Annotated in this window: 24 protein-coding genes and 1 pseudogene; 21 read left to right on the top strand and 4 right to left on the bottom strand. The window is 65.0% G+C overall.

The features are described from left to right. Nucleotides 1-6: 6 nt before the first annotated feature. Together QE399_RS04895 and hemB are read right to left on the bottom strand one after the other, a co-directional pair. Complete coding sequence (locus QE399_RS04895) at nucleotides 7-1,356, bottom strand: magnesium transporter CorA family protein (RefSeq protein ID WP_309826695.1); 1,350 nt, start codon at nucleotides 1,354-1,356, stop codon at nucleotides 7-9. A gap of 53 nt (nucleotides 1,357-1,409) precedes the next feature. Next, nucleotides 1,410-2,417 carry a porphobilinogen synthase gene (hemB, locus tag QE399_RS04890; RefSeq protein WP_309826693.1) on the bottom strand — a complete coding sequence of 336 codons (1,008 nt, stop codon included), beginning with the start codon at nucleotides 2,415-2,417 and terminating at the stop codon, nucleotides 1,410-1,412. A 206-nt stretch (nucleotides 2,418-2,623) separates the two neighbouring features. Between hemB and QE399_RS04885 the strand changes: the two genes are divergently transcribed. From QE399_RS04885 to QE399_RS04790, 20 genes and pseudogenes are all read left to right on the top strand, one after another. Next, the gene (locus tag QE399_RS04885; protein ID WP_309826690.1) at nucleotides 2,624-3,052 is read left to right on the top strand and encodes a CopD family protein; all 429 of its coding nucleotides are present in this window, start codon (nucleotides 2,624-2,626) and stop codon (nucleotides 3,050-3,052) included. 20 nt (nucleotides 3,053-3,072) lie between these two features. Continuing rightward, nucleotides 3,073-4,170, top strand: coding sequence for a VanZ family protein (locus tag QE399_RS04880; protein WP_309826688.1), 1,098 nt, complete (start codon nucleotides 3,073-3,075; stop codon nucleotides 4,168-4,170). 251 nt (nucleotides 4,171-4,421) lie between these two features. Next, complete coding sequence (locus QE399_RS04875) at nucleotides 4,422-5,072, top strand: alpha/beta hydrolase (RefSeq protein ID WP_309826686.1); 651 nt, start codon at nucleotides 4,422-4,424, stop codon at nucleotides 5,070-5,072. 139 nt (nucleotides 5,073-5,211) lie between these two features. Beyond that, on the top strand, nucleotides 5,212-6,381 hold the full coding sequence (locus QE399_RS04870; RefSeq protein ID WP_309826685.1) for a D-alanyl-D-alanine carboxypeptidase family protein: 1,170 nt from the start codon (nucleotides 5,212-5,214) through the stop codon (nucleotides 6,379-6,381). Between the two features lie 226 nt (nucleotides 6,382-6,607). Beyond that, nucleotides 6,608-6,985, top strand: a complete 378-nt coding sequence (rpsL, locus tag QE399_RS04865) for a 30S ribosomal protein S12 (protein WP_010104110.1) — start codon at nucleotides 6,608-6,610, stop codon at nucleotides 6,983-6,985. Between the two features lie 176 nt (nucleotides 6,986-7,161). After that, the gene (rpsG, locus tag QE399_RS04860; RefSeq protein WP_056668881.1) at nucleotides 7,162-7,635 is read left to right on the top strand and encodes a 30S ribosomal protein S7; all 474 of its coding nucleotides are present in this window, start codon (nucleotides 7,162-7,164) and stop codon (nucleotides 7,633-7,635) included. 92 nt (nucleotides 7,636-7,727) lie between these two features. Further along, a pseudogene (fusA, locus tag QE399_RS04855) lies at nucleotides 7,728-9,831 on the top strand (elongation factor G). A gap of 221 nt (nucleotides 9,832-10,052) precedes the next feature. Beyond that, nucleotides 10,053-11,243: an elongation factor Tu gene (gene tuf / locus QE399_RS04850; RefSeq protein WP_309826679.1), complete on the top strand. Its 1,191-nt coding sequence runs from the start codon at nucleotides 10,053-10,055 to the stop codon at nucleotides 11,241-11,243. A 25-nt stretch (nucleotides 11,244-11,268) separates the two neighbouring features. Continuing rightward, a complete protein-coding gene (rpsJ, locus tag QE399_RS04845; protein ID WP_005796953.1) occupies nucleotides 11,269-11,580 on the top strand; it encodes a 30S ribosomal protein S10 in 312 nt (103 codons plus the stop codon). A 240-nt stretch (nucleotides 11,581-11,820) separates the two neighbouring features. Next, nucleotides 11,821-12,495, top strand: a complete 675-nt coding sequence (rplC, locus tag QE399_RS04840; protein WP_309826634.1) for a 50S ribosomal protein L3 — start codon at nucleotides 11,821-11,823, stop codon at nucleotides 12,493-12,495. Next, nucleotides 12,495-13,115, top strand: coding sequence for a 50S ribosomal protein L4 (gene rplD, locus QE399_RS04835; RefSeq protein ID WP_309826633.1), 621 nt, complete (start codon nucleotides 12,495-12,497; stop codon nucleotides 13,113-13,115). The genes rplC and rplD overlap by 1 nt, the downstream gene beginning before the upstream one ends. Further along, complete coding sequence (rplW, locus tag QE399_RS04830) at nucleotides 13,112-13,426, top strand: 50S ribosomal protein L23 (RefSeq protein ID WP_309826632.1); 315 nt, start codon at nucleotides 13,112-13,114, stop codon at nucleotides 13,424-13,426. Before rplD ends, rplW begins: the two co-directional genes overlap by 4 nt. Next, nucleotides 13,427-14,251: a 50S ribosomal protein L2 gene (rplB, locus tag QE399_RS04825; protein ID WP_309826630.1), complete on the top strand. Its 825-nt coding sequence runs from the start codon at nucleotides 13,427-13,429 to the stop codon at nucleotides 14,249-14,251. Between the two features lie 10 nt (nucleotides 14,252-14,261). Then, on the top strand, nucleotides 14,262-14,540 hold the full coding sequence (rpsS, locus tag QE399_RS04820) for a 30S ribosomal protein S19 (protein WP_309826629.1): 279 nt from the start codon (nucleotides 14,262-14,264) through the stop codon (nucleotides 14,538-14,540). A gap of 9 nt (nucleotides 14,541-14,549) precedes the next feature. Beyond that, nucleotides 14,550-14,882: a 50S ribosomal protein L22 gene (gene rplV, locus QE399_RS04815; protein WP_309826628.1), complete on the top strand. Its 333-nt coding sequence runs from the start codon at nucleotides 14,550-14,552 to the stop codon at nucleotides 14,880-14,882. Nucleotides 14,883-14,896: 14 nt separating this feature from the next. Then, the gene (gene rpsC, locus QE399_RS04810; protein WP_309826626.1) at nucleotides 14,897-15,778 is read left to right on the top strand and encodes a 30S ribosomal protein S3; all 882 of its coding nucleotides are present in this window, start codon (nucleotides 14,897-14,899) and stop codon (nucleotides 15,776-15,778) included. Between the two features lie 2 nt (nucleotides 15,779-15,780). Beyond that, nucleotides 15,781-16,197 carry a 50S ribosomal protein L16 gene (gene rplP, locus QE399_RS04805; RefSeq protein ID WP_309826624.1) on the top strand — a complete coding sequence of 139 codons (417 nt, stop codon included), beginning with the start codon at nucleotides 15,781-15,783 and terminating at the stop codon, nucleotides 16,195-16,197. 14 nt (nucleotides 16,198-16,211) lie between these two features. Then, nucleotides 16,212-16,409, top strand: a complete 198-nt coding sequence (gene rpmC / locus QE399_RS04800) for a 50S ribosomal protein L29 (RefSeq protein ID WP_309826622.1) — start codon at nucleotides 16,212-16,214, stop codon at nucleotides 16,407-16,409. Between the two features lie 11 nt (nucleotides 16,410-16,420). Continuing rightward, nucleotides 16,421-16,690: a 30S ribosomal protein S17 gene (gene rpsQ / locus QE399_RS04795; RefSeq protein WP_309826620.1), complete on the top strand. Its 270-nt coding sequence runs from the start codon at nucleotides 16,421-16,423 to the stop codon at nucleotides 16,688-16,690. A gap of 132 nt (nucleotides 16,691-16,822) precedes the next feature. Next, complete coding sequence (locus QE399_RS04790) at nucleotides 16,823-17,332, top strand: peroxiredoxin (protein WP_309826618.1); 510 nt, start codon at nucleotides 16,823-16,825, stop codon at nucleotides 17,330-17,332. 258 nt (nucleotides 17,333-17,590) lie between these two features. Here the strand turns inward: QE399_RS04790 and QE399_RS04785 are convergent, their stop codons facing one another. Beyond that, nucleotides 17,591-18,034 carry a GNAT family N-acetyltransferase gene (locus QE399_RS04785; RefSeq protein ID WP_309831938.1) on the bottom strand — a complete coding sequence of 148 codons (444 nt, stop codon included), beginning with the start codon at nucleotides 18,032-18,034 and terminating at the stop codon, nucleotides 17,591-17,593. Between the two features lie 160 nt (nucleotides 18,035-18,194). Further along, nucleotides 18,195-18,854 carry a cytochrome b/b6 domain-containing protein gene (locus tag QE399_RS04780; protein WP_309826616.1) on the bottom strand — a complete coding sequence of 220 codons (660 nt, stop codon included), beginning with the start codon at nucleotides 18,852-18,854 and terminating at the stop codon, nucleotides 18,195-18,197. A gap of 143 nt (nucleotides 18,855-18,997) precedes the next feature. Between QE399_RS04780 and QE399_RS04775 the strand changes: the two genes are divergently transcribed. Continuing rightward, complete coding sequence (locus tag QE399_RS04775; RefSeq protein ID WP_309826614.1) at nucleotides 18,998-19,459, top strand: c-type cytochrome; 462 nt, start codon at nucleotides 18,998-19,000, stop codon at nucleotides 19,457-19,459. The last annotated feature ends 66 nt before the right edge of the window (nucleotides 19,460-19,525 follow it).

The raw sequence follows: 19,525 nt of genomic DNA, 5'->3' as shown, positions 1-19,525 counted from the left end.
CCCGCGTCAGTGCTGCCCGGTGCGGGCCAGGTAGCGCTTGCGCCAGAACAGCGCCACCAGGGCGACGGCGATCACCGTCATCGAGCCCATGGCCCACCAGAAGCCGTCCTGTTTGTGCACCAGCGGAATGAACTCGAAGTTCATGCCGAAGATGCCGGCGATCAGGTTCAGCGGCAGGAACACGGCGGTGAGGGCCGTGAGCGTGCGCATGATGTCGTTGGTGCGGTTGCTCTGCACGCTGAAGTGCATCTGCACGGCCGTCTCGGTGCTCTGCTCCAGCCGGCGCACGTGGTGCACCACGCGCTCGATGTGCTCCAGCACGTCGCGGCTGCGCACCTTGAGCAGGTCCAGTTCGCGCAGCGCGGCCAGGTTGTCGGGCACGGCCCAGGTCTCCAGCGTGTCCACCCAGTCCTGCACGGCGGCGCGCTGGTCTTCGCAGATCTCGTCGAGCTGGTGCAGCGTGAGGCGTGCGTCCAGCAGGGCGCTCCAGTTGGCGAAGCGCGCGCGCGGCTTGAGCAGCTCGCCCTGCCAGTGGTCGAGCTGGCGCGACAGCTCACGGCGCAGGTCGAGGTAGTTGTCCACGATCAGGTTGACCACGCGCAGCATCAGGTCGGCCGGGCTGGCCGGCAAGCGGGTGTTGGCCGATGCGCCATTGCGCAGATCGCGCGCCACGGTCTCGGCCGGGGTGACGGCCGCAATGGCTGCCGGCGGGGTGTGGTGCAGGAGTGCGCCGTGGGGTGGCGCGGCATCGGGTGCCACCGTGGCGGCGGTGGCCGCGTGCTCGCTGGCGGATGGGGATGCGGCAGCGGCGGGGGCCGCCGGTGCGGGCGTGCCGGACTGGGGGGGCGCCAGCAGGCGTGCGGCGTAGGCGTCCCGCACGGTGCAGTCCACGGGGTGCACCGTCAGCAGCACCTGGTCGAATACGGCGAAGCCGACCGGGCTGGTGTCGATGCGCCGCAGGACGGGCGGGCCGCCCCGCCGCTGTGCGGCAGCGTCGGTGGCGCCGGGGGCGGCTGCCGTGGCGGGCGCCGGGCCTGCCACCGGCGCGAGCGCGGTGTCGCATTGGGTGGCCGTGAGCCGGCGAAAGACCAGCAGGTCGTACTGCGAGGTGTAGTCGTAGTGCGAGGGCAGCTGCGCGTTGAGCAGGTCGGAGATGTGCAGGTCCACCAGCTGCAGGCCGGCCGTGGCCTGCAGCGCGGCCTGCAGCCGCGGCAGTTCGGCGCTGAAGGCCGGGCGGGTGCAGGAGATCCACAGAAAGCCCTGCGGGGGCAGGGCGGTGGGCAGCTGCGTCAGCTCGCGCGCGGACCCGGGCTGGATGTGGAAGACGCGGATCGCACCGGAGTGTTCTTCAGTCAAATCGGGCTCCAGCGCCCTGTGGATAAGCGCTAATAGCTGCTATTTTAATAGCATCAGGCGCGCAGCAGGCGGGCCGCGTCGCGGGCGAAGTAGGTCAGGATGCCGTCGGCGCCCGCGCGCTTGAAGGCCAGCAGCGATTCCATCATCACGGCGTCGTGGTCCAGCCAGCCGTTGGCCGCGGCCGCCTTGAGCATGGCGTACTCGCCGCTCACCTGGTAGGCGAAGGTGGGCACGCGGAACTCGTCCTTCACGCGGCGCACCACGTCCAGGTAGGGCATGCCGGGCTTGACCATCACCATGTCGGCGCCTTCGGCGATGTCCAGCGCCACTTCGCGCAGCGCCTCGTCGGTGTTGGCCGGGTCCATCTGGTAGACGTTCTTGTCGGCCTTGCCCAGGGCGCCGCGCGTGCCCACGGCATCGCGGAACGGGCCGTAGAAGGCGCTGGCGTACTTGGCGCTGTACGCCATGATGCGGGTGTAGACGTGGCCCTGCGCCTCCAGCGCCTGGCGGATGGCGCCGATGCGGCCGTCCATCATGTCGCTGGGGGCGACCATGTCCACGCCGGCCTCGGCGTGCGTCAGCGCCTGGCCCACCAGGATCTCCACCGTCTCGTCGTTGAGGATGTAGCCCGTGGCGTCGAGCACGCCGTCCTGGCCGTGGCTGGTGTAGGGGTCCAGCGCTACGTCGGTGAGCACGCCCAGGTCGGGGAATTCCTTCTTCAGCGCGCGCACCACGCGGGGGATCAGCCCGTCGGGGTTCTGCGCTTCCTTGCCGTCCGGCGTCTTCAGCGCCGCGTCGATCGAGGGGAACAGCGCCAGCACGGGAATGCCCAGCTTCACGCAGTCTTCCGCCACGGGCAGCAGCAGATCCAGGCTCAGGCGGTCCACGCCGGGCATGGAGGGCACGGCCTCGCGCACATGGGTGCCTTCATGCACGAACACCGGATAGATGAAGTCGTGGGGCGTGAGCACGTTCTCGCGCACCAGGTTGCGGGTGAAGGCGTCGCGCCGCAGGCGGCGGGGGCGGCTGGCCGGAAAGGGGGTGGGGCTGGACAGATGCATGCCCAAATTGTGCGCCACATCGCCGCGCCACCGGGCCCACAGGGGCGCTGCGCCCCGCGCCGCGCGACGCGGATGTGACGCGCAAGGGCCCGCTTGGCCGTCACCGGCCGCTCGCTGGGTGCCGGATGCGAGCCGCGTCAAGAGAAGGCCGCGGGGGGGTCCGGCGATGCGCTGCAGGCGGGCCGATTGGCACGTAAACTGCGCCGATGCTCTGGGTCAAAGCCTTTCACATCGTCTTCGTGGCCAGCTGGTTCGCCGGCCTGTTCTACCTGCCCCGCATCTTCGTCAACCTGGCCCTGGTGCCGCCGGGTTCGGTGGCCGAGCGCGACCGCCTGTTGCTGATGGCGCGCAAGCTGCTGCGCTTCACCACGCTGCTGGCCGTGCCCGCCCTGGGGCTGGGGCTGTGGCTGTTCCTGGGCTACGGCATCGGCAAGGGGCCGGGCAACGGCTGGATGCACGCCAAGCTGACCGTCGTCGTCCTGGCCGTGGGCTACCACCACGCCTGCGCCGTGCTGCTGCGCAAGCTGGCCAGCGGCGAGAGCCGGCGCAGCCACCGCTGGTTCCGCTGGTTCAACGAGGTGCCCGTGCTGCTGCTGGTGGCCGCCGTGGTGCTGGTGGTGGTCAAACCCTTCTGAGAGGCTGGACAGGCGCTCCGATGCACAAGACGTCGGCTTGGCCCCTGGGGCTGACCTATGCGGCTCTGATCGTCTTCGCCAGCCTGTTCCCTTTCGACGGCTGGCGCGAACAGGGCATTTCGCCCTGGGTGTTCTTCTCCGCCCCGATCCCGCCGCCCTACTGGACCTGGTTCGACGTCAACATCAACGTCGGCGGATACGCCCCGCTGGGCTTTCTGCTGGGCCTGGCCCTGCTGCGCACCGGCTGGCCGCGGGCGGCGGTGCCGGTGGCTGCGCTGGCCGGCGCCCTGCTGTCGCTGGCGATGGAGTTCCTGCAGATCTACCTGCCGCGCCGCGTGCCGTCCAACATGGACTTGGCGCTGAATGCGTGCGGCGCGCTGCTCGGCGCCATGGTGGCGGCGCTGCTGGAGCGGTTGGGCGCCATCGACCGCTGGAGCCGCTTCCGCGCCCGCTGGTTCGTGCCCGAGGCGCGCGGTGCGCTGGTGCTGCTGGCCCTGTGGCCGCTGGCGCTGCTGTTCCCTGCCGCCGTGCCCTTCGGCCTGGGGCAGATGTGGGAGCGGCTGGAGCAGGCGCTGGTCGATCTGCTCGAGGACACGCCCTTCCTGGAGTGGCTGCCGGTGCGCGACACCCCGCTGGAGGCGCTGTCCGCCAGCGGCGAACTGGTGGCCGTGCTGCTGGGGCTGCTGGTGCCTTGCCTGCTGGGCTATTGCGTGGTGCGCAGCGTGGGCCGTCGTGCGGCATTCGCCGTGGCCACGGTGCTGATCGGCGTGGCGGTGACGGCGCTGTCGTCCGCCCTGAGCTACGGACCCGCGCACGCCTGGGAATGGCTGAACCTGCCGACCCGCATCGGCATCTGGGCCGCACTGGCGGCCACGCTGGCGCTGGTGGCCCTGCCGCGCAGGGCCTGCGCCGCCCTGTTGCTGCTGGCACTGGCGCTGCACTTGAACCTGCTGAACCAGGCGCCCACCAGCGCCTACTTCGCGCAGACGCTGCAGGCCTGGGAGCAGGGCCGCTTCATCCGCTTCTACGGACTGGGGCAGTGGCTGGGCTGGCTCTGGCCCTACGCGGCGCTCGTCTACGTGGTGCTGCGCGTCTCCCGGCGCGACCGGGACGCCTGAGGCCCGTTCAAGGTCTTTGGGGTGAGGCCTTGGCGAGGGCGCGCCTTAGAATCTGCCGCGCTGCGGCCTGGCCCTTCCCGGACGGCCGGCCCGCAGCGGTGGCAGGAGCGCAACGCCCCGACCCCTGCGAGATCGTAAACACGTTCTAAGGAACTCGCGCGCCGATTTCCACTCAGCCACGGACTTCAAGTGTTTTCAGGCCCCAGCGCTTGACCAACGAGCGCTGCAAGCTATTGAATTGGTAGCACAACGTGAACGCCCAGACTGAACGCCTCACCCTGGCCGGCCCCGCCGGTGCCATCGAAGCCGCCCGCGATGCGGCGGCCACGGAGGCCGGCGGCGCGCCGCGCGGCGTGGCCATCATCGCCCACCCGCATCCGCTGTTCAGCGGCACCATGGACAACAAGGTCGTGCAGACCCTGGCCCGCGCCTTCGTGGCCAGCGGCTGGACGGCGGTGCGCTTCAACTTCCGCGGCGTGGGGGCCACGGCCGGCACCTACGACGAAGGCCGCGGTGAGCTGGACGACCTGCTGGCCGTGGTGCAGCAGGTGGCGCCCGAGGGGCCGATCGCCCTGGCCGGCTTCTCGTTCGGCGCCTTCGTCACCAGCCATGCGCTGGCCCGGCTGTGGAGCGAACGCACCGTCGAACGGGCCGTGCTCGTGGGCACCGCCGCCAGCCGCTTCACCGCCGCGCCGGTGCCGCCCGAGGCGCACCTGCGCACCCTGGTCGTGCACGGCGAGTCCGACGACACCGTGCCGCTGGCCGCGGTCATGGACTGGGCGCGGCCGCAGATACTGCCGGTTACCGTCGTGCCCGGGGGCGGCCACTTCTTTCACGGACAATTGCCGCTGCTCAAGAACCTGGTCATGCGCCACGTCATGGCCGACCTGCCGGCGGCCTGACGCGCGGGGCGCCGCCGTCGATCGGCCCGCCACCGGGGCGCACCTGGATCGGGTTTGCCGCATCGCACACATCGCCCTCCGACGCTGTTCTCTCTCTTTCCTCTTCCCTGTTCAGTCTCCCTTTCGAATGCCTGTGTCCATGACCTCCTTCCTGTCCCCGTTGCGAATCCTCGTCTGCGCCGCCCTGCTGGCGCCTGCCGCCCTCTGGGCCCAGGCGCAGGCGCCCCAGCCGCCCGAGATCGCAGCCCGCAACTACCTGTTGGTGGACGTGACGGCCGGCCAGGTGCTGGCGGCCAAGGACATCGATGCGCCGGTCGAGCAGGCCTCGCTCACCAAGCTCATGACCGGCTATCTGGTCTTCGATGCGCTGCGCGCCAAGAAGATCACGCTGGAGCAGCGGCTGCCCGTGAGCGAACGCGCCTGGAAGATGCCGGGCTCGCGCATGTTCATCGACCCCAAGATGCAGGTGCCTGTCGAGGACCTCATCAAGGGCATGATCGTGCAGTCCGGCAACGACGCCACCATGGCCCTGGCCGAAGGCGTGGGCGGCACGGCCGAAAACTTCGTCAAGCTGATGAACGACCAGGCCAAGGCCCTGGGCATGAAGGGCACGGCTTACAAGAACCCCGAAGGCCTCACCGAGCCCGGCCACACGACCACGGCCCGCGACCTGAGCATCCTCGCCACGCGGCTGATGAAGGATTTCCCGGAGTACATGCACTACTACTCCACCAAGCACTACGCCTACCCCGGCACGCCGCCGTCCAACGGCTCCAACCGCAACAGCCTGCTGTTCCGCGACCCGACGGTGGATGGCCTCAAGACCGGCCACACGGCAGCGGCGGGCTATTGCTTGGTCGCCACGTCCAAGCGTGACTTCCCGAACGTGGGCCAGCGCCGCCTGCTGTCCATCGTTCTGGGTACGGCCAGCGAAACCGCCCGCGCCAACGAAAGCCAGAAGCTGCTGAACTGGGGCTACACGGCCTTCGACGCCGTCAAGCTGTTCGACGCCGGCCAGCCCGCCGCCACCCCGGTCGTGTGGAAGGGCACGCAGAAGACGCTGAAGATCGGCCGTCCGGAAGCCATCGTCGTCACGGTGCCCTCGGGCAGCGCCGGCAAGGTGACCACCCAGGTCGTGCGCCAGGATCCGCTGGTGGCTCCGTTCACCCAGGGCCAGTCCATCGGCACGCTCAAGGTGATGCTGGGCGAGCAGCAACTCGCCGAAGTGCCCCTGGTGGCGCTGGAAGGTGTGGAGCAGGCCGGCATCTTCGGCCGCGCCTGGGACGCCATCCGCCTCTGGATCAAGTGACCGACAGCCGAAAGGTAGGGCTTCCGCTGCAGGCCGCTGCCGGACGCCGTGGGTTGGGCGGCGGCGTGGCGGGAGCGCTACCTTGAAGGGTGCGGGCGCCTGCGCCGCAAGCCCTGGCGATTGCCCCTCCAGAGGCAACCTGCTACATTAGAAGGCTTTTCGGAATTTCCGAAGGGATTCACGTTTTCGTTTTTGACGAAAAATTCACGTTTAGGGACGTATTTCAATGCCAACCATCAATCAACTGGTCCGTCAGGGGCGCGAGGTCGAAAAGATCAAGTCCAAGAGCCCTGCGATGGAAAACTCTCCCCAGCGCCGCGGCGTGTGCACCCGTGTGTACACCACGACGCCTAAGAAGCCTAACTCGGCTCTGCGTAAGGTCGCCAAGGTGCGCCTGACCAACGGGTTCGAAGTCATCTCCTACATCGGCGGTGAAGGCCACAACCTGCAGGAACACAGCGTGGTGCTGGTCCGCGGCGGCCGTGTGAAGGACTTGCCCGGTGTGCGTTACCACATCGTGCGCGGTTCGCTTGACCTGCAAGGGGTCAAGGACCGTAAGCAAGCGCGCTCCAAGTACGGCGCGAAGAAGCCCAAGGCCAAGTAAGAGTAAGCCCTGCGCTTTTTGCAAAGAATTTTCGGTGCTGTCTCCCGCGTGGCGCGGTGAAGCAGCGTAGTGGCCCCAAACGCAGGCGTTCTGCGCGGGTCGAGTAAGTGGGAGTCCTTCATTGGCTCTCGCGGTGTCTGAAAAGATGCCAACTGAAGCAAAGATAGAGGTGAAAAATGCCACGTCGTCGCGAAGTCCCCAAACGTGAAATCCTGCCGGATCCCAAGTTCGGCAATGTCGAGCTGTCCAAATTCATGAACGTGATCATGGAAGGCGGCAAGAAGGCAGTGGCAGAGCGCATCATTTACGGCGCTCTGGAACTGATCGAGAAGAAGCACCCTGACAAGGACCCCCTGGAAGCCTTCACCGTTGCCATCAACAACGTGAAGCCCATGGTCGAAGTGAAGTCCCGCCGCGTGGGCGGTGCCAACTACCAAGTGCCCGTGGAAGTGCGTCCCGTGCGTCGCCTGGCCCTGTCGATGCGCTGGATCAAGGAAGCCGCCCGCAAGCGTGGCGAGAAGTCCATGGCCCAACGTCTGGCCAACGAACTGCTGGAAGCCACGGAAGGCCGTGGCGGTGCGATGAAGCGCCGTGACGAAGTGCACCGCATGGCCGAAGCCAACAAGGCTTTCAGCCACTTCCGCTTCTAAGTCCGAGTTTCGTCCTCATATCTCGAAGGCTGGGAGCCCGATCCGCCAGTTTTTGGCGGGCGGGCTCTTGGCCGTTAAACGAAAGAAACATCATGGCACGCAAGACCCCCATCGAGCGCTACCGCAACATCGGTATCTCGGCCCACATCGACGCTGGCAAGACCACGACGACCGAACGTATCCTGTTCTACACGGGTGTGAACCACAAGATCGGTGAAGTGCATGACGGCGCTGCCACCATGGACTGGATGGAGCAGGAGCAAGAGCGCGGCATCACGATCACGTCGGCCGCCACGACCTGCTTCTGGAAGGGCATGGACATGTCCTACCCCGAGCACCGCTTCAACATCATCGACACCCCCGGTCACGTGGACTTCACCATCGAGGTGGAGCGTTCCATGCGCGTGCTGGACGGCGCCTGCATGGTGTACTGCGCCGTGGGGGGCGTGCAGCCCCAGTCGGAAACCGTCTGGCGCCAGGCCAACAAGTACAAGGTGCCCCGTCTCGCGTTCGTCAACAAGATGGACCGCACCGGCGCCAACTTCTTCAAGGTCTACGACCAGATGCGTCTGCGCCTGAAGGCGAACCCCGTGCCGGTCGTGATCCCGATCGGTGCCGAAGAAGGCTTCAAGGGCGTGGTCGATCTGCTGAAGATGAAGGCCATCATCTGGGACGAAGCCTCGCAAGGCATGAAGTTCGACTACCAGGACATTCCTGCAGAGCTGGCCGAGTCCGCCAAGGAATGGCGCGAGAAGATGGTCGAGGCCGCTGCCGAAGCGTCCGAAGAACTGATGAACAAGTACCTGGAAGAGGGTGACCTCTCCGAGGAAGAGATCAAGGTCGGCCTGCGCACGCGCACGATCGCCACCGAGATCCAGCCGATGCTGTGCGGTACCGCGTTCAAGAACAAGGGTGTGCAGCGCATGCTGGACGCCGTGATCGACTACCTGCCTTCGCCCATCGACGTCCCCCCGGTCCCCGGCTTCGACGAAGACGAGAAGGAAACCAGCCGCAAGGCCGACGACAGCGAGAAGTTCTCTGCTCTGGCGTTCAAGCTGATGACCGACCCGTTCGTCGGCCAGCTGACCTTCGTGCGCGTGTATTCCGGTGTGCTCTCCAAGGGCGACACCGTGTACAACCCCGTCAAGGGCAAGAAGGAGCGTATCGGCCGTATCGTGCAGATGCACGCCAACGAGCGGATCGAAGTCGAGGAAATCCGTGCCGGCGACATCGCCGCGTGCGTGGGCCTGAAGGACGTGACCACGGGTGAAACCCTGTGTGACCCCGAAGCCATCCTGACGCTGGAGCGCATGGTGTTCCCCGAGCCCGTGATCACGCAGGCCGTGGAACCCAAGACGAAGACCGACCAGGAAAAGATGGGCATCGCCCTGCAACGCCTGGCTGCGGAAGATCCTTCGTTCCGCGTGAAGACCGATGAGGAATCGGGCCAGACGCTGATCGCCGGCATGGGCGAGCTGCACCTGGAAATCATCGTGGACCGCATGAAGCGTGAATTCGGCGTGGAAGCCAACGTGGGCAAGCCCCAGGTGGCCTACCGCGAAACCATCCGCAAGACGGTGGAAGAAGCCGAAGGCAAGTTCGTGCGCCAGTCCGGTGGTAAGGGCCAGTACGGCCACGTCGTGCTCAAGATCGAGCCGAACGAAGCCGGCAAGGGCATCGAGTTCGTCGACGCCATCAAGGGCGGTGTGGTTCCTCGCGAATTCATCCCGGCCGTGGAAAAGGGGCATCAACGAAGCCGTCACGCAAGGCGTGCTGGCCGGCTATCCGGTGGTGGACGTCAAGGTCACGCTGCACTTCGGTTCGTACCACGATGTGGACTCGAACGAACTGGCGTTCAAGATGGCTGCCATCTTCGGCTTCAAGGAAGGCTGCCGCAAGGCCGGTCCCGTCATCCTGGAACCCATGATGGCCGTGGAAGTGGAAACGCCTGAAGACTACGCCGGTACCGTGATGGGCGACCTGTCCTCGCGTCGCGGCATGGTGCAGGGCATGGACGACATGGTCGGTGGCGGCAAGGCCATCAAGGCCGAAGTGCCTCTGTCCGAAATGTTCGGCTACTCGACCTCGCTGCGCTCCGCAACGCAAGGCCGCGCCACGTACACGATGGAATTCAAGCACTACAGCGAAGCCCCTCGCAACGTGTCTGAAGCCATCATGGCAGCCCGCGCCAAGTAAAGGCCCGGGGCGGGAGGGGGTCGCGGTAGTGGCTCCTTCCCGTTGGTTTGAATGAGATCGGCTTGCGGCGCTTATTCCGTAAGCGCATGCAGCTATAAAAATAGTAGCAAGATTCTTGCAATCTGCGACCCGGTGCCGTCCCGTTGCCCTGTGCGGGACGAATCAGCAATCGGGTGCAGACGTTAAACCCTGACACAGGCAATGCTCTTTGGAGATTCAAAATGGCAAAAGGTAAGTTCGAACGTACCAAGCCCCACGTCAACGTGGGCACCATCGGCCACGTGGACCACGGCAAGACGACGCTGACCGCAGCGATCGCCACCGTGCTGTCCGCCAAGTTCGGCGGCGAAGCCAAGAAGTACGACGAAATCGACGCGGCCCCTGAAGAAAAGGCCCGCGGCATCACCATCAACACCGCCCACGTGGAATACGAGACGCAAAACCGTCACTACGCCCACGTGGACTGCCCCGGCCACGCCGACTACGTCAAGAACATGATCACCGGCGCTGCCCAGATGGACGGCGCCATCCTGGTGTGCTCGGCCGCTGACGGCCCCATGCCCCAAACGCGCGAGCACATCCTGCTGGCCCGTCAGGTGGGCGTGCCCTACATCATCGTGTTCCTGAACAAGTGCGACATGGTGGACGACGAAGAGCTGCTGGAACTGGTGGAAATGGAAGTCCGCGAACTGCTGGACAAGTACGATTTCCCCGGCGACGACACCCCCATCATCCGCGGCTCCGCCAAGCTGGCCCTGGAAGGCGACAAGGGCCCCCTGGGCGAGCAAGCCATCGACAAGCTGGCCGAAGCCCTGGACACCTACATCCCCACGCCTGAGCGCGCTGTGGACGGTGCCTTCCTGATGCCCGTGGAAGACGTGTTCTCGATCTCCGGTCGCGGTACCGTGGTGACGGGTCGTGTCGAGCGCGGCATCATCAAGGTCGGCGAAGAAATCGAAATCGTCGGTATCCGCGACACGCAAAAGACCATCTGCACCGGCGTGGAAATGTTCCGCAAGCTGCTGGACCAAGGCCAAGCTGGCGACAACGTCGGCCTGCTGCTGCGCGGCACGAAGCGTGAAGACGTCGAACGCGGCCAAGTGCTGTGCAAGCCCGGCTCCATCAAGCCCCACACGCACTTCACCGCCGAAGTCTACGTTCTGAGCAAGGACGAAGGCGGCCGTCACACGCCGTTCTTCAACAACTACCGTCCCCAGTTCTACTTCCGCACGACCGACGTGACGGGCGCCATCGAGTTGCCCGCCGACAAGGAAATGGTCATGCCCGGCGACAACGTGTCGATCACCGTCAAGCTGATCAACCCCATCGCCATGGAAGAAGGTCTGCGCTTCGCCATCCGTGAAGGCGGCCGTACCGTCGGCGCCGGCGTCGTGGCCAAGATCATTGCTTAATCTTTAAGCAATAAAGGAACTTGCCATGTCCAAGCAAAAGATCCGTATCCGCCTGAAGGCTTTCGATTACAAGCTGATCGACCAGTCCGCCGCCGAGATCGTCGACACCGCCAAGCGCACCGGCGCCATCGTCAAGGGTCCCGTGCCCCTGCCGACGCGCATGAAGCGCTTCGACATCCTGCGTTCGCCGCACGTCAACAAGACGTCGCGCGACCAGCTGGAAATCCGCACCCACCAGCGTCTGATGGACATCGTGGACCCCACGGACAAGACCGTGGACGCTCTGATGAAGCTCGATCTACCGGCTGGCGTGGACGTCGAGATCAAGCTGCAGTAAACGGCGGCTGCGGGTGTGGCGGATCAACCGCTGCACCACACCCTATAACGCGGGCTTGCCTGAAAAGGCAGTCCGCGTTATACTTTGCGGCTTCGCATTTTTGCGCCCGCCCGGCGGGTTCAGGCATGCGAAGTTTTATCAACCTTCTTTCGCGCACAACGGTCAACGCCGTAGGCAACCGCCCGTGCAAACGCTTCGGCCAATTGAAGTCGGGGCGGTGAAAGTTTTGGAGAATAACCAATGAGTCTGAGCAACTCCCTGGGGTTGCTGGGCCGCAAGGTGGGCATGATGCGTCTGTTCACCGATGACGGGGACGCAGTGCCCGTCACGGTGGTGGATGTGTCCAACAACCGCGTGACCCAGGTCAAAACCCAAGAGAACGATGGCTACGTGGCCCTGCAGGTCACGTTCGGTTCGCGCAAGGCATCTCGCGTGACCAAGCCACAAGCCGGCCACCTTGCCAAGGCAGGTGTGGAAGCCGGTGAAATCATCCAGGAATTCCGCGTGACCGCAGAAACCGCCGGCAAGTACGCCGCGGGTGCTGCCGTGCCCGTGGCGGACGTGTTTGCCGTGGGCCAGAAGGTCGACGTGCAAGGCACTTCGATCGGTAAGGGCTACGCCGGTACCATCAAGCGTCACAACATGGCTTCGCAGCGCGCATCGCACGGTAACAGCCGTTCGCACAACGTGCCCGGCTCCATCGGTATGGCGCAAGACCCCGGTCGCGTCTTCCCCGGCAAGCGCATGACGGGCCACCTCGGCGACGTCACTGTGACCACCCAAAACCTCGACGTGATCCGCATCGACGAAGCACGTCAACTGCTCTTGATCAAGGGCGCTGTTCCGGGCTCCAAGGGTGGCTTCGTGACGGTGCGTCCTGCCATCAAGGCCAAAGCCGCTGAAGGAGCGAACTAATGCAGCTCGAACTCCTGAATGAGCAAGGCCAGGCTGCTTCGAAGATCGACGTGCCCGAAACCGTGTTCGACCGTCAGTACAACGAAGACCTGATCCACCAGATCGTCGTGGCCTACCGCGCCAATGCCCGTCAAGGCACGCGCGCCCAGAAGGACCGCGAACAAGTCCGTCACTCGACCAAGAAGCCTTTCAAGCAAAAGGGTACGGGTAACGCACGTGCTGGTATGACCTCCTCCCCGCTGTGGCGTGGGGGCGGCCGCATCTTCCCGAACCTGCCTGAAGAAAACTTCACGCAGAAGATCAACAAGAAGATGTACCGCGCCGGCATGGCTTCCATCCTGTCGCAGCTGGCCCGCGAAGGCCGTCTGGCCGTGGTGGATTCGCTGACGCTGGAATCGCCCAAGACGAAGGTGCTGGCCGACAAGTTCAAGGCCATGAACCTGCAATCGGTGATGGTGATCGCCGAAGAAGTCGACGAAAACCTGTACCTCGCCTCGCGCAATCTGAAGAACGTGTTCGTCGTCGAACCCCGTTATGCAGACCCCGTGTCGCTGGTGCACTACAAGAAAGTGCTCGTCACCAAGGGTGCTATCGACAAACTCAAGGAGATGTTCGCATGAGCACGATCCAGTTTGACGAAGGCCGTCTGATGCAAGTGCTGGTCGCTCCCATCGTGTCCGAAAAGGCCACCATGGTTGCCGAAAAGTCCAACGCTGTGACGTTCAAGGTGCTGCAGAACGCTACCAAGCCCGAAATCAAGGCCGCTGTGGAATTGATGTTCAAGGTCGAGGTCAAGGGCGTCTCTGTGGTGAACACCAAGGGTAAGACCAAGCGCTTTGGCAAGACCATGGGCCGCCGCGACAACGTGCGCAAGGCTTATGTGACGCTGAAGGAAGGTCAAGAGCTGAACCTGTCCGGGGAGGCCGCATAAATGGCAGTCATCAAGATGAAGCCGACCTCGCCTGGCCAACGTGCCGTGGTGAAGGTCACGCGTGACCACCTGTACAAGGGTGAAGCCTACGCGCCCCTGCTGGAACCCCAGCACCAGAAGTCTGGCCGTAACAACAACGGCCACATCACCACCCGTCACAAGGGCGGTGGTCACAAGCACCACTACCGTGTGGTGGACTTCAAGCGCAACAAGGATGCGATCCCTGCCAAGGTCGAGCGTATCGAGTACGACCCCAACCGTACGGCCCACATCGCTCTGGTGTGCTATGCCGACGGCGAACGTCGTTACATCATTGCTCCCCGTGGCCTGGAAGTCGGCGCAACGCTGCTGTCCGGTTCGGAAGCCCCGATCCGCGCTGGCAACACGCTGCCGATCCGCAACATCCCCGTGGGTTCGACGATCCACTGCATCGAGCTGAAGCCCGGTGCCGGTGCACAGATCGCCCGCTCGGCTGGTGCGTCCGCCACGCTGCTGGCCCGCGAAGGCACGTACGCCCAGGTGCGTATGCGCTCTGGCGAAGTGCGCAAGATCCACATCGAGTGCCGCGCCACCATTGGTGAAGTCGCCAACGAAGAGCACAGCCTGCGCCAACTGGGCAAGGCCGGTGTGAAGCGCTGGATGGGTATCCGTCCGACGGTTCGCGGCGTGGCCATGAACCCGGTGGATCACCCGCACGGTGGCGGCGAAGGCCGTACCGGCGAAGGCCGCCATGCAGTCGATCCTTGGGGTAATCTCACCAAGGGTTATCGCACCCGCAACAACAAGCGCACACAGGTCATGATCGTGTCGCGTCGCAAGAAGTAAGGGGTAGCAAATGACTCGTTCTCTCAAAAAGGGTCCGTTTGTTGACCATCACTTGATTGCCAAGGTCGAAAAGGCCATCGCAACCAAGGACAAGAAGCCAGTCAAGACCTGGTCGCGTCGCTCCATGGTTCTGCCCGAGTTCATCGGTCTGACCATTGCCGTGCACAACGGCAAGCAGCACGTGCCGGTCTATGTCACCGACCAGATGGTGGGCCACAAGCTGGGCGAATTCGCCCTGACGCGCACCTTCAAGGGTCACCCCGCGGACAAGAAAGTCCAGAAGAAGTAAGGAACGACCATGTCTGAAACACGTGCAGTCCTCCGGGGCGTCCGTCTGTCGGTCGACAAGGGCCGTCTGGTCGCGGACCTCATCCGCGGCAAGAAGGTCGACCAAGCCCTGAACATCCTGACGTTCACGCAGAAAAAAGCTGCTGGCATCGTCAAGAAGGTTCTGGAGTCCGCCATCGCCAACGCCGAGCACAACGACGGCGCCGACATCGACGATCTGAAGGTCAAGACCATCTACGTCGAGCAAGGCACCACGCTCAAGCGCTTCACGGCCCGTGCCAAGGGTCGCGGCAACCGCATCAGCAAGCCCACGTGCCACGTGTACGTGACGGTTGGTAACTGAGGCCAAGGAAGACTATGGGACAGAAAATCCATCCTACCGGCTTCCGCCTGGCGGTCAGCCGCAACTGGGCCAGCCGTTGGTACGCAAGCAACCGTGACTTCGCCGGCATGCTGGCCGAAGACATCAAGGTGCGCGAGTACCTGAAGGCCAAGCTGAAGAACGCCGCCGTGTCGCGCATCCTGATCGAGCGTCCTGCCAAGAACGCCCGCATCACGATCTACTCGGCGCGTCCTGGTGTCGTGATCGGCAAGAAGGGCGAAGACATCGAGAACCTGAAGAAGGAACTCGCCACGCGTCTGGGCGTGCCCGTCGCAGTGAACATCGAAGAAGTGCGCAAGCCTGAAATCGATGCCAAGCTGATCGCCGACAGCATCACGCAGCAGCTCGAAAAGCGGATCATGTTCCGCCGCGCCATGAAGCGCGCCATGCAAAACGCCATGCGTCTGGGTGCCCAAGGCATCAAGATCATGTCGGCTGGCCGTCTGAACGGTATCGAAATCGCACGTACCGAGTGGTACCGCGAAGGCCGTGTGCCGCTGCACACCCTGCGTGCCGACATCGACTACGGCACCTCCGAAGCCAAGACCACCTACGGTGTGATCGGCGTGAAGGTGTGGGTCTACAAGGGTGACACGCTGGGTCGCAACGATCTGCCTGCTGCAGAAACGCCGCGTCCTGAAGAAGAGCGTCGCCCCCGCGGCCCCCGTCGTGATGGCCGCCCAGGCGGTGATCGCGCAGGTGCTGGCCGTGGTCCCCGTCGTCCCGTGGGTGGCAATGCCGCTCCGGCCGATGGCAGCGACAAGCCCGCTGGTGCCGGTGGCACCGACGCAACCGCCGTTAAGCGCGTTCGCAAGGTTGACGCGCCCGCTACAGCAGCGGACGGCAAAGGAGAATAACGATGCTGCAACCCGCTCGTCGCAAATACCGCAAAGAGCAGAAGGGCCGTAACACCGGCATTGCCACCCGTGGCAACTCGGTGGCTTTCGGTGACTTCGGTCTGAAGTGCACGGACCGTGGCCGTCTGACGGCCCGCCAGATCGAGGCCGCACGCCGTGCGATCTCCCGTCACGTGAAGCGTGGCGGCCGTATCTGGATCCGTGTGTTCCCCGACAAGCCAATCTCTACCAAGCCCGCAGAAGTGCGTATGGGTAACGGTAAGGGCAACCCCGAGTACTACGTGGCTGAAATCCAGCCCGGCAAGGTGGTGTTCGAGATCGTTGGCGTGCCGGAAGAACTGGCCCGCGAAGCGTTCCGCCTGGCTGCTGCCAAGCTGCCGCTGCGCACCACGTTCGTTGCCCGTCAGATCGGCGCTTGATCAGGAGAATTGAAATGACCAAAGCTGCTGAACTGCGCCAAAAAGACGTCGCTGGCATCGAAGCCGAAATCAAGTCCTTGCAAAAGGCCCATTTCGGTCTGCGCATGCAGAAGGCCACGCAACAACTGGGTAACACCAACACGCTGCGTATCACCCGTCGTGATATCGCCCGTGCAAAGACCATCCTTGCTCAAAAGCAAGCCGCCAAGTAAGAGGAGCGAACATGACGGAAGCTAAAAAATCCCTCAAGCGCACCTTGATCGGCAAGGTGGTCAGCGACAAGCGTGAAAAGACCGTGACCGTGCTGGTCGAGCGCCGTGTGAAGCACGAGCTCTACGGCAAGATCGTGGCCAAGTCGAGCAAGTACCACGCCCATGACGAAAAGGGCGAGTACAAGCTGGGTGACACCATCGAGATCACGGAAAGCCGTCCGATCTCCAAGACCAAGAACTGGGTTGCGACCCGTCTGGTCCAAAAGGCTGCCCTGGTTTAAGCCTTCACCGGCTCCAGGCTGCAAAGCCCCGAAAAACGACCCACAATGTGGGTCGTTTTTCTTTTGGGGCCGCATTTGCGCAGAGGCTGCGGCGGCCCTGTCCCGTCATCCATTTCCACAGGAGAGAGACCCATGATCAAGATCGGCGACACGCTGCCCGCAACCACGTTGATGGAGTATTCCGAAGTCGAAGGCAACGGCTGCAGCCTCGGCCCCAATCCCGTGCCGGTGGACAAGGCCACGGCGGGCAAGACGATTGCTCTGTTCGCGGTGCCGGGTGCGTTCACGCCCACCTGCTCGGCCAAGCACGTGCCTGGCTACGTGGAGAATGCCGAAGCCTTCAAGGCCGCGGGCGTCGATGAGATCTGGTGCCTGAGCGTCAATGACGCGTTCGTGATGGGCGCGTGGGCGCGCGACCAGAAGACGGATGGCAAGGTCCGCATGCTGGCCGATGGCGATGCGGCCTTCGCCAAGGCGGCCGGCCTGACGCTGGACCTGAACGGCAAGGGCCTGGGTCTGCGCAGCAACCGCTACTCCGCCCTGGTCAAGGACGGCAAGGTGGTCACGCTGAACGTGGAAGCCCCGGGCAAGTTCGAGGTGAGCGACGCCGCCACGCTGCTGGCCCAGGCGCAGAACGCCTGACGCCCGCCGGCCCTCGGGACAAGCGCTTCCTGGCGACGGGAGGCGCTTTTTTTTTTCGTCCATCGGGTGGCGGGATGGGGACCGGCGCGGGTCGATAGCGGCTGGCGGGGCGTGTCGCAGCGCGGTGAAGGGCCGCGCCACGCACCGCTGCTGGGCCCTAACGGTGTGCCGCCACAGTCAGCGCACCATCTTCAGTGGTTTGCTATATTTTAAATAGCTCGAAGCGCTTGCCAGTAGGGCGTGGGAGGCCCAAAACGCTCAAAAAATGTCGACCTTGAGATAGTGCGAGCCCGCCACGGGGTTGTGGTAGTAGGGCGGGATTTCCTCGAACCCGAGGTCGGCGTACAGGGCGCGGGCTGACTCCATGCCGTCCAGCGTGTCCAGCAGCACACAGGCATAGCCGGCCTGGCGCGCGGCGTCGAGCGTCGCTTCGGCCAGTTGCCGCCCCAGGCCGAAGCCGCGAAAGGCCTTGCGCACATAGAGGCGCTTCATTTCGCTGGCGTTGGGATAGTCTGCCGCGTCCAGGGGGCGCAGTGCGCAGCAGCCGGCCACGCTGCCTTCGACCAGGGCCAGCAGGATCTGGCCGCGCGGCGCAGCATAGTCGCCGGGCAGGGTCGCCAGTTCTTCGTCGAACTGCTGGAAGGCGAGGTCGATGCCCAGGCTGTCGGCGTACTCGCGGAAGATGTCGCGGACCGCGTCCATCTCGGCGGGGCTGGACGGGGTCTGCAGGATGATGGCGGGTTGGTGGTCCACAGGCGGCGCAGGCGGAAAGGGCGCGGGGGTCGGATAAGCGGTCAGTGTAGCGGCCTGCCCCACGGATCGCCGTGCGCTGGCGCAACCCCGCCCGCGGCGGACGGCTTTCTCACAGCGTGGACACCCACCACGCGAAGGCGCCGCTGGCGGCCAGCAGGAGCACGGCGCCCAGGCGCGTGGCCGCATCGTCGCGCGATGACGGCGCGCCGGCTGGCGCCTCGCGGTTGCCGTGCAGCAGCATGGCGCCAACCAGGGGCCTGCGCTGGATGGCCGCGTAGAACCCGACGGCCAGCACATGCAGCGCGACCAGTCCGATCACCACGTACTGGCCGATCTCCGTGTGGTATTCCGTGGCCTGACCGACGACCGCGCGGGAGACGAAGCGGGTGAGCGGCCCCGAGAAGGCGATGTCGTCGTCGGCCGTCAGTCCGGTCAGCACCTGCACGGCCAGGGCGCCCAGCAGTGCGAAGACCGAGAGCGCGCCCAGCGGGCTGTGGCCGATGCCGTCGTGCGGATGGGGCTGCCCGCGCAGGTAACGCACCAGCCGGCCGGGCGAGTACACGAACTGAGAGAACCGCGACCAGCGCCCACCGAACAGTCCCCAGACCAGCCGGAACACCAGCATTGCCAGGACGGCGTAGCCCAGCCGGACATGCCAGTCCATGGCACCCGTCTTGGCGGTGACCACCAGCGCGACCACGGCCACCGCCAATGCGCCATGGAAGAGGCGGGTCGGCAGGTCCCAGACGCGGACGACGGTGTGGCTCATGGACGGCGTTCCTTGGAATCGGTTTTGGCGCTATTGTCGGGCGCGCTGCCGGGATGCCGCAACGTGGCGCCCGCCCTGCAGCGCCACCACGATGACGAAGAGGGTGTGCCCACCACCCGCACCGAAAGAAAGGGAAGGTCCCGATGAAGCTGAGAGTCCTTGCCGCACTGGCCTGGGTGCCTGCGGCCCTGAGCCTGTCCACGCCCGCCGCCGCGCAGTTCGCCAAGCCGGAGGATGCGATCCAGTACCGCCAGAGCGCGCTGTTCGTGCTGGGCCAGCATTTCACGCGCCTGGGCGCCATGGCCAATGGCCGGGTGCCTTTCGACGCCAAGCTGGCGCAGGAGAACGCCGACGTGGTCGCCGCCATGGCCAGGCTGCCATGGGCCGCGTTCGAGCCCGGCACCGACAAGGGCGCGCCGCACAAGGCCCGGCCGGCCGTGTGGGCCGAACCCGCCAAGTTCAAGGAGCATGCCGACAAGCTGGTGGCGCAGTCGACGCAGCTGGCTGCGGCCGCCAGGACCGGCAGCCTGGACGCCGTGAAGACCTCGTTCAGCGCCACGGCGGCCAGCTGCAAGGCCTGCCACGACGCCTACCGCGACCGCTGAGCGGCGCGCCGGGTGTTGCTATGGATTGAATAGCTGCTTGCGCCCGCGCCTGCTGCGTCAAGGGCC

It is taken from the genome of Paracidovorax wautersii (genome assembly GCF_031453675.1).
GTDB lineage: Bacteria > Pseudomonadota > Gammaproteobacteria > Burkholderiales > Burkholderiaceae_C > Paracidovorax.
The sequence above is the reverse complement of the archived record's forward strand: the minus strand, read 5'-3'. Positions and strand labels throughout refer to the sequence as shown.

Coding starts and splice junctions, on each gene's coding strand:
- rpsJ (WP_005796953.1), top strand. CDS start 11,269: ATGTCCAAGCAAAAGATCCGTATCCGCCTGAAGGCTTTCGATTACAAG.
- QE399_RS04880 (WP_309826688.1), top strand. CDS start 3,073: ATGCACAAGACGTCGGCTTGGCCCCTGGGGCTGACCTATGCGGCTCTG.
- QE399_RS04785 (WP_309831938.1), bottom strand. CDS start 18,034: ATGGACGCGGTCCGCGACATCTTCCGCGAGTACGCCGACAGCCTGGGC.
- rplD (WP_309826633.1), top strand. CDS start 12,495: ATGCAGCTCGAACTCCTGAATGAGCAAGGCCAGGCTGCTTCGAAGATC.
- rpsG (WP_056668881.1), top strand. CDS start 7,162: ATGCCACGTCGTCGCGAAGTCCCCAAACGTGAAATCCTGCCGGATCCC.
- rpsC (WP_309826626.1), top strand. CDS start 14,897: ATGGGACAGAAAATCCATCCTACCGGCTTCCGCCTGGCGGTCAGCCGC.
- rpmC (WP_309826622.1), top strand. CDS start 16,212: ATGACCAAAGCTGCTGAACTGCGCCAAAAAGACGTCGCTGGCATCGAA.
- QE399_RS04790 (WP_309826618.1), top strand. CDS start 16,823: ATGATCAAGATCGGCGACACGCTGCCCGCAACCACGTTGATGGAGTAT.
- QE399_RS04870 (WP_309826685.1), top strand. CDS start 5,212: ATGACCTCCTTCCTGTCCCCGTTGCGAATCCTCGTCTGCGCCGCCCTG.
- rplW (WP_309826632.1), top strand. CDS start 13,112: ATGAGCACGATCCAGTTTGACGAAGGCCGTCTGATGCAAGTGCTGGTC.
- QE399_RS04780 (WP_309826616.1), bottom strand. CDS start 18,854: ATGAGCCACACCGTCGTCCGCGTCTGGGACCTGCCGACCCGCCTCTTC.
- rpsS (WP_309826629.1), top strand. CDS start 14,262: ATGACTCGTTCTCTCAAAAAGGGTCCGTTTGTTGACCATCACTTGATT.
- rpsL (WP_010104110.1), top strand. CDS start 6,608: ATGCCAACCATCAATCAACTGGTCCGTCAGGGGCGCGAGGTCGAAAAG.
- rplP (WP_309826624.1), top strand. CDS start 15,781: ATGCTGCAACCCGCTCGTCGCAAATACCGCAAAGAGCAGAAGGGCCGT.
- QE399_RS04885 (WP_309826690.1), top strand. CDS start 2,624: ATGCTCTGGGTCAAAGCCTTTCACATCGTCTTCGTGGCCAGCTGGTTC.
- QE399_RS04775 (WP_309826614.1), top strand. CDS start 18,998: ATGAAGCTGAGAGTCCTTGCCGCACTGGCCTGGGTGCCTGCGGCCCTG.
- rplB (WP_309826630.1), top strand. CDS start 13,427: ATGGCAGTCATCAAGATGAAGCCGACCTCGCCTGGCCAACGTGCCGTG.
- rplC (WP_309826634.1), top strand. CDS start 11,821: ATGAGTCTGAGCAACTCCCTGGGGTTGCTGGGCCGCAAGGTGGGCATG.
- tuf (WP_309826679.1), top strand. CDS start 10,053: ATGGCAAAAGGTAAGTTCGAACGTACCAAGCCCCACGTCAACGTGGGC.
- hemB (WP_309826693.1), bottom strand. CDS start 2,417: ATGCATCTGTCCAGCCCCACCCCCTTTCCGGCCAGCCGCCCCCGCCGC.
- rpsQ (WP_309826620.1), top strand. CDS start 16,421: ATGACGGAAGCTAAAAAATCCCTCAAGCGCACCTTGATCGGCAAGGTG.
- rplV (WP_309826628.1), top strand. CDS start 14,550: ATGTCTGAAACACGTGCAGTCCTCCGGGGCGTCCGTCTGTCGGTCGAC.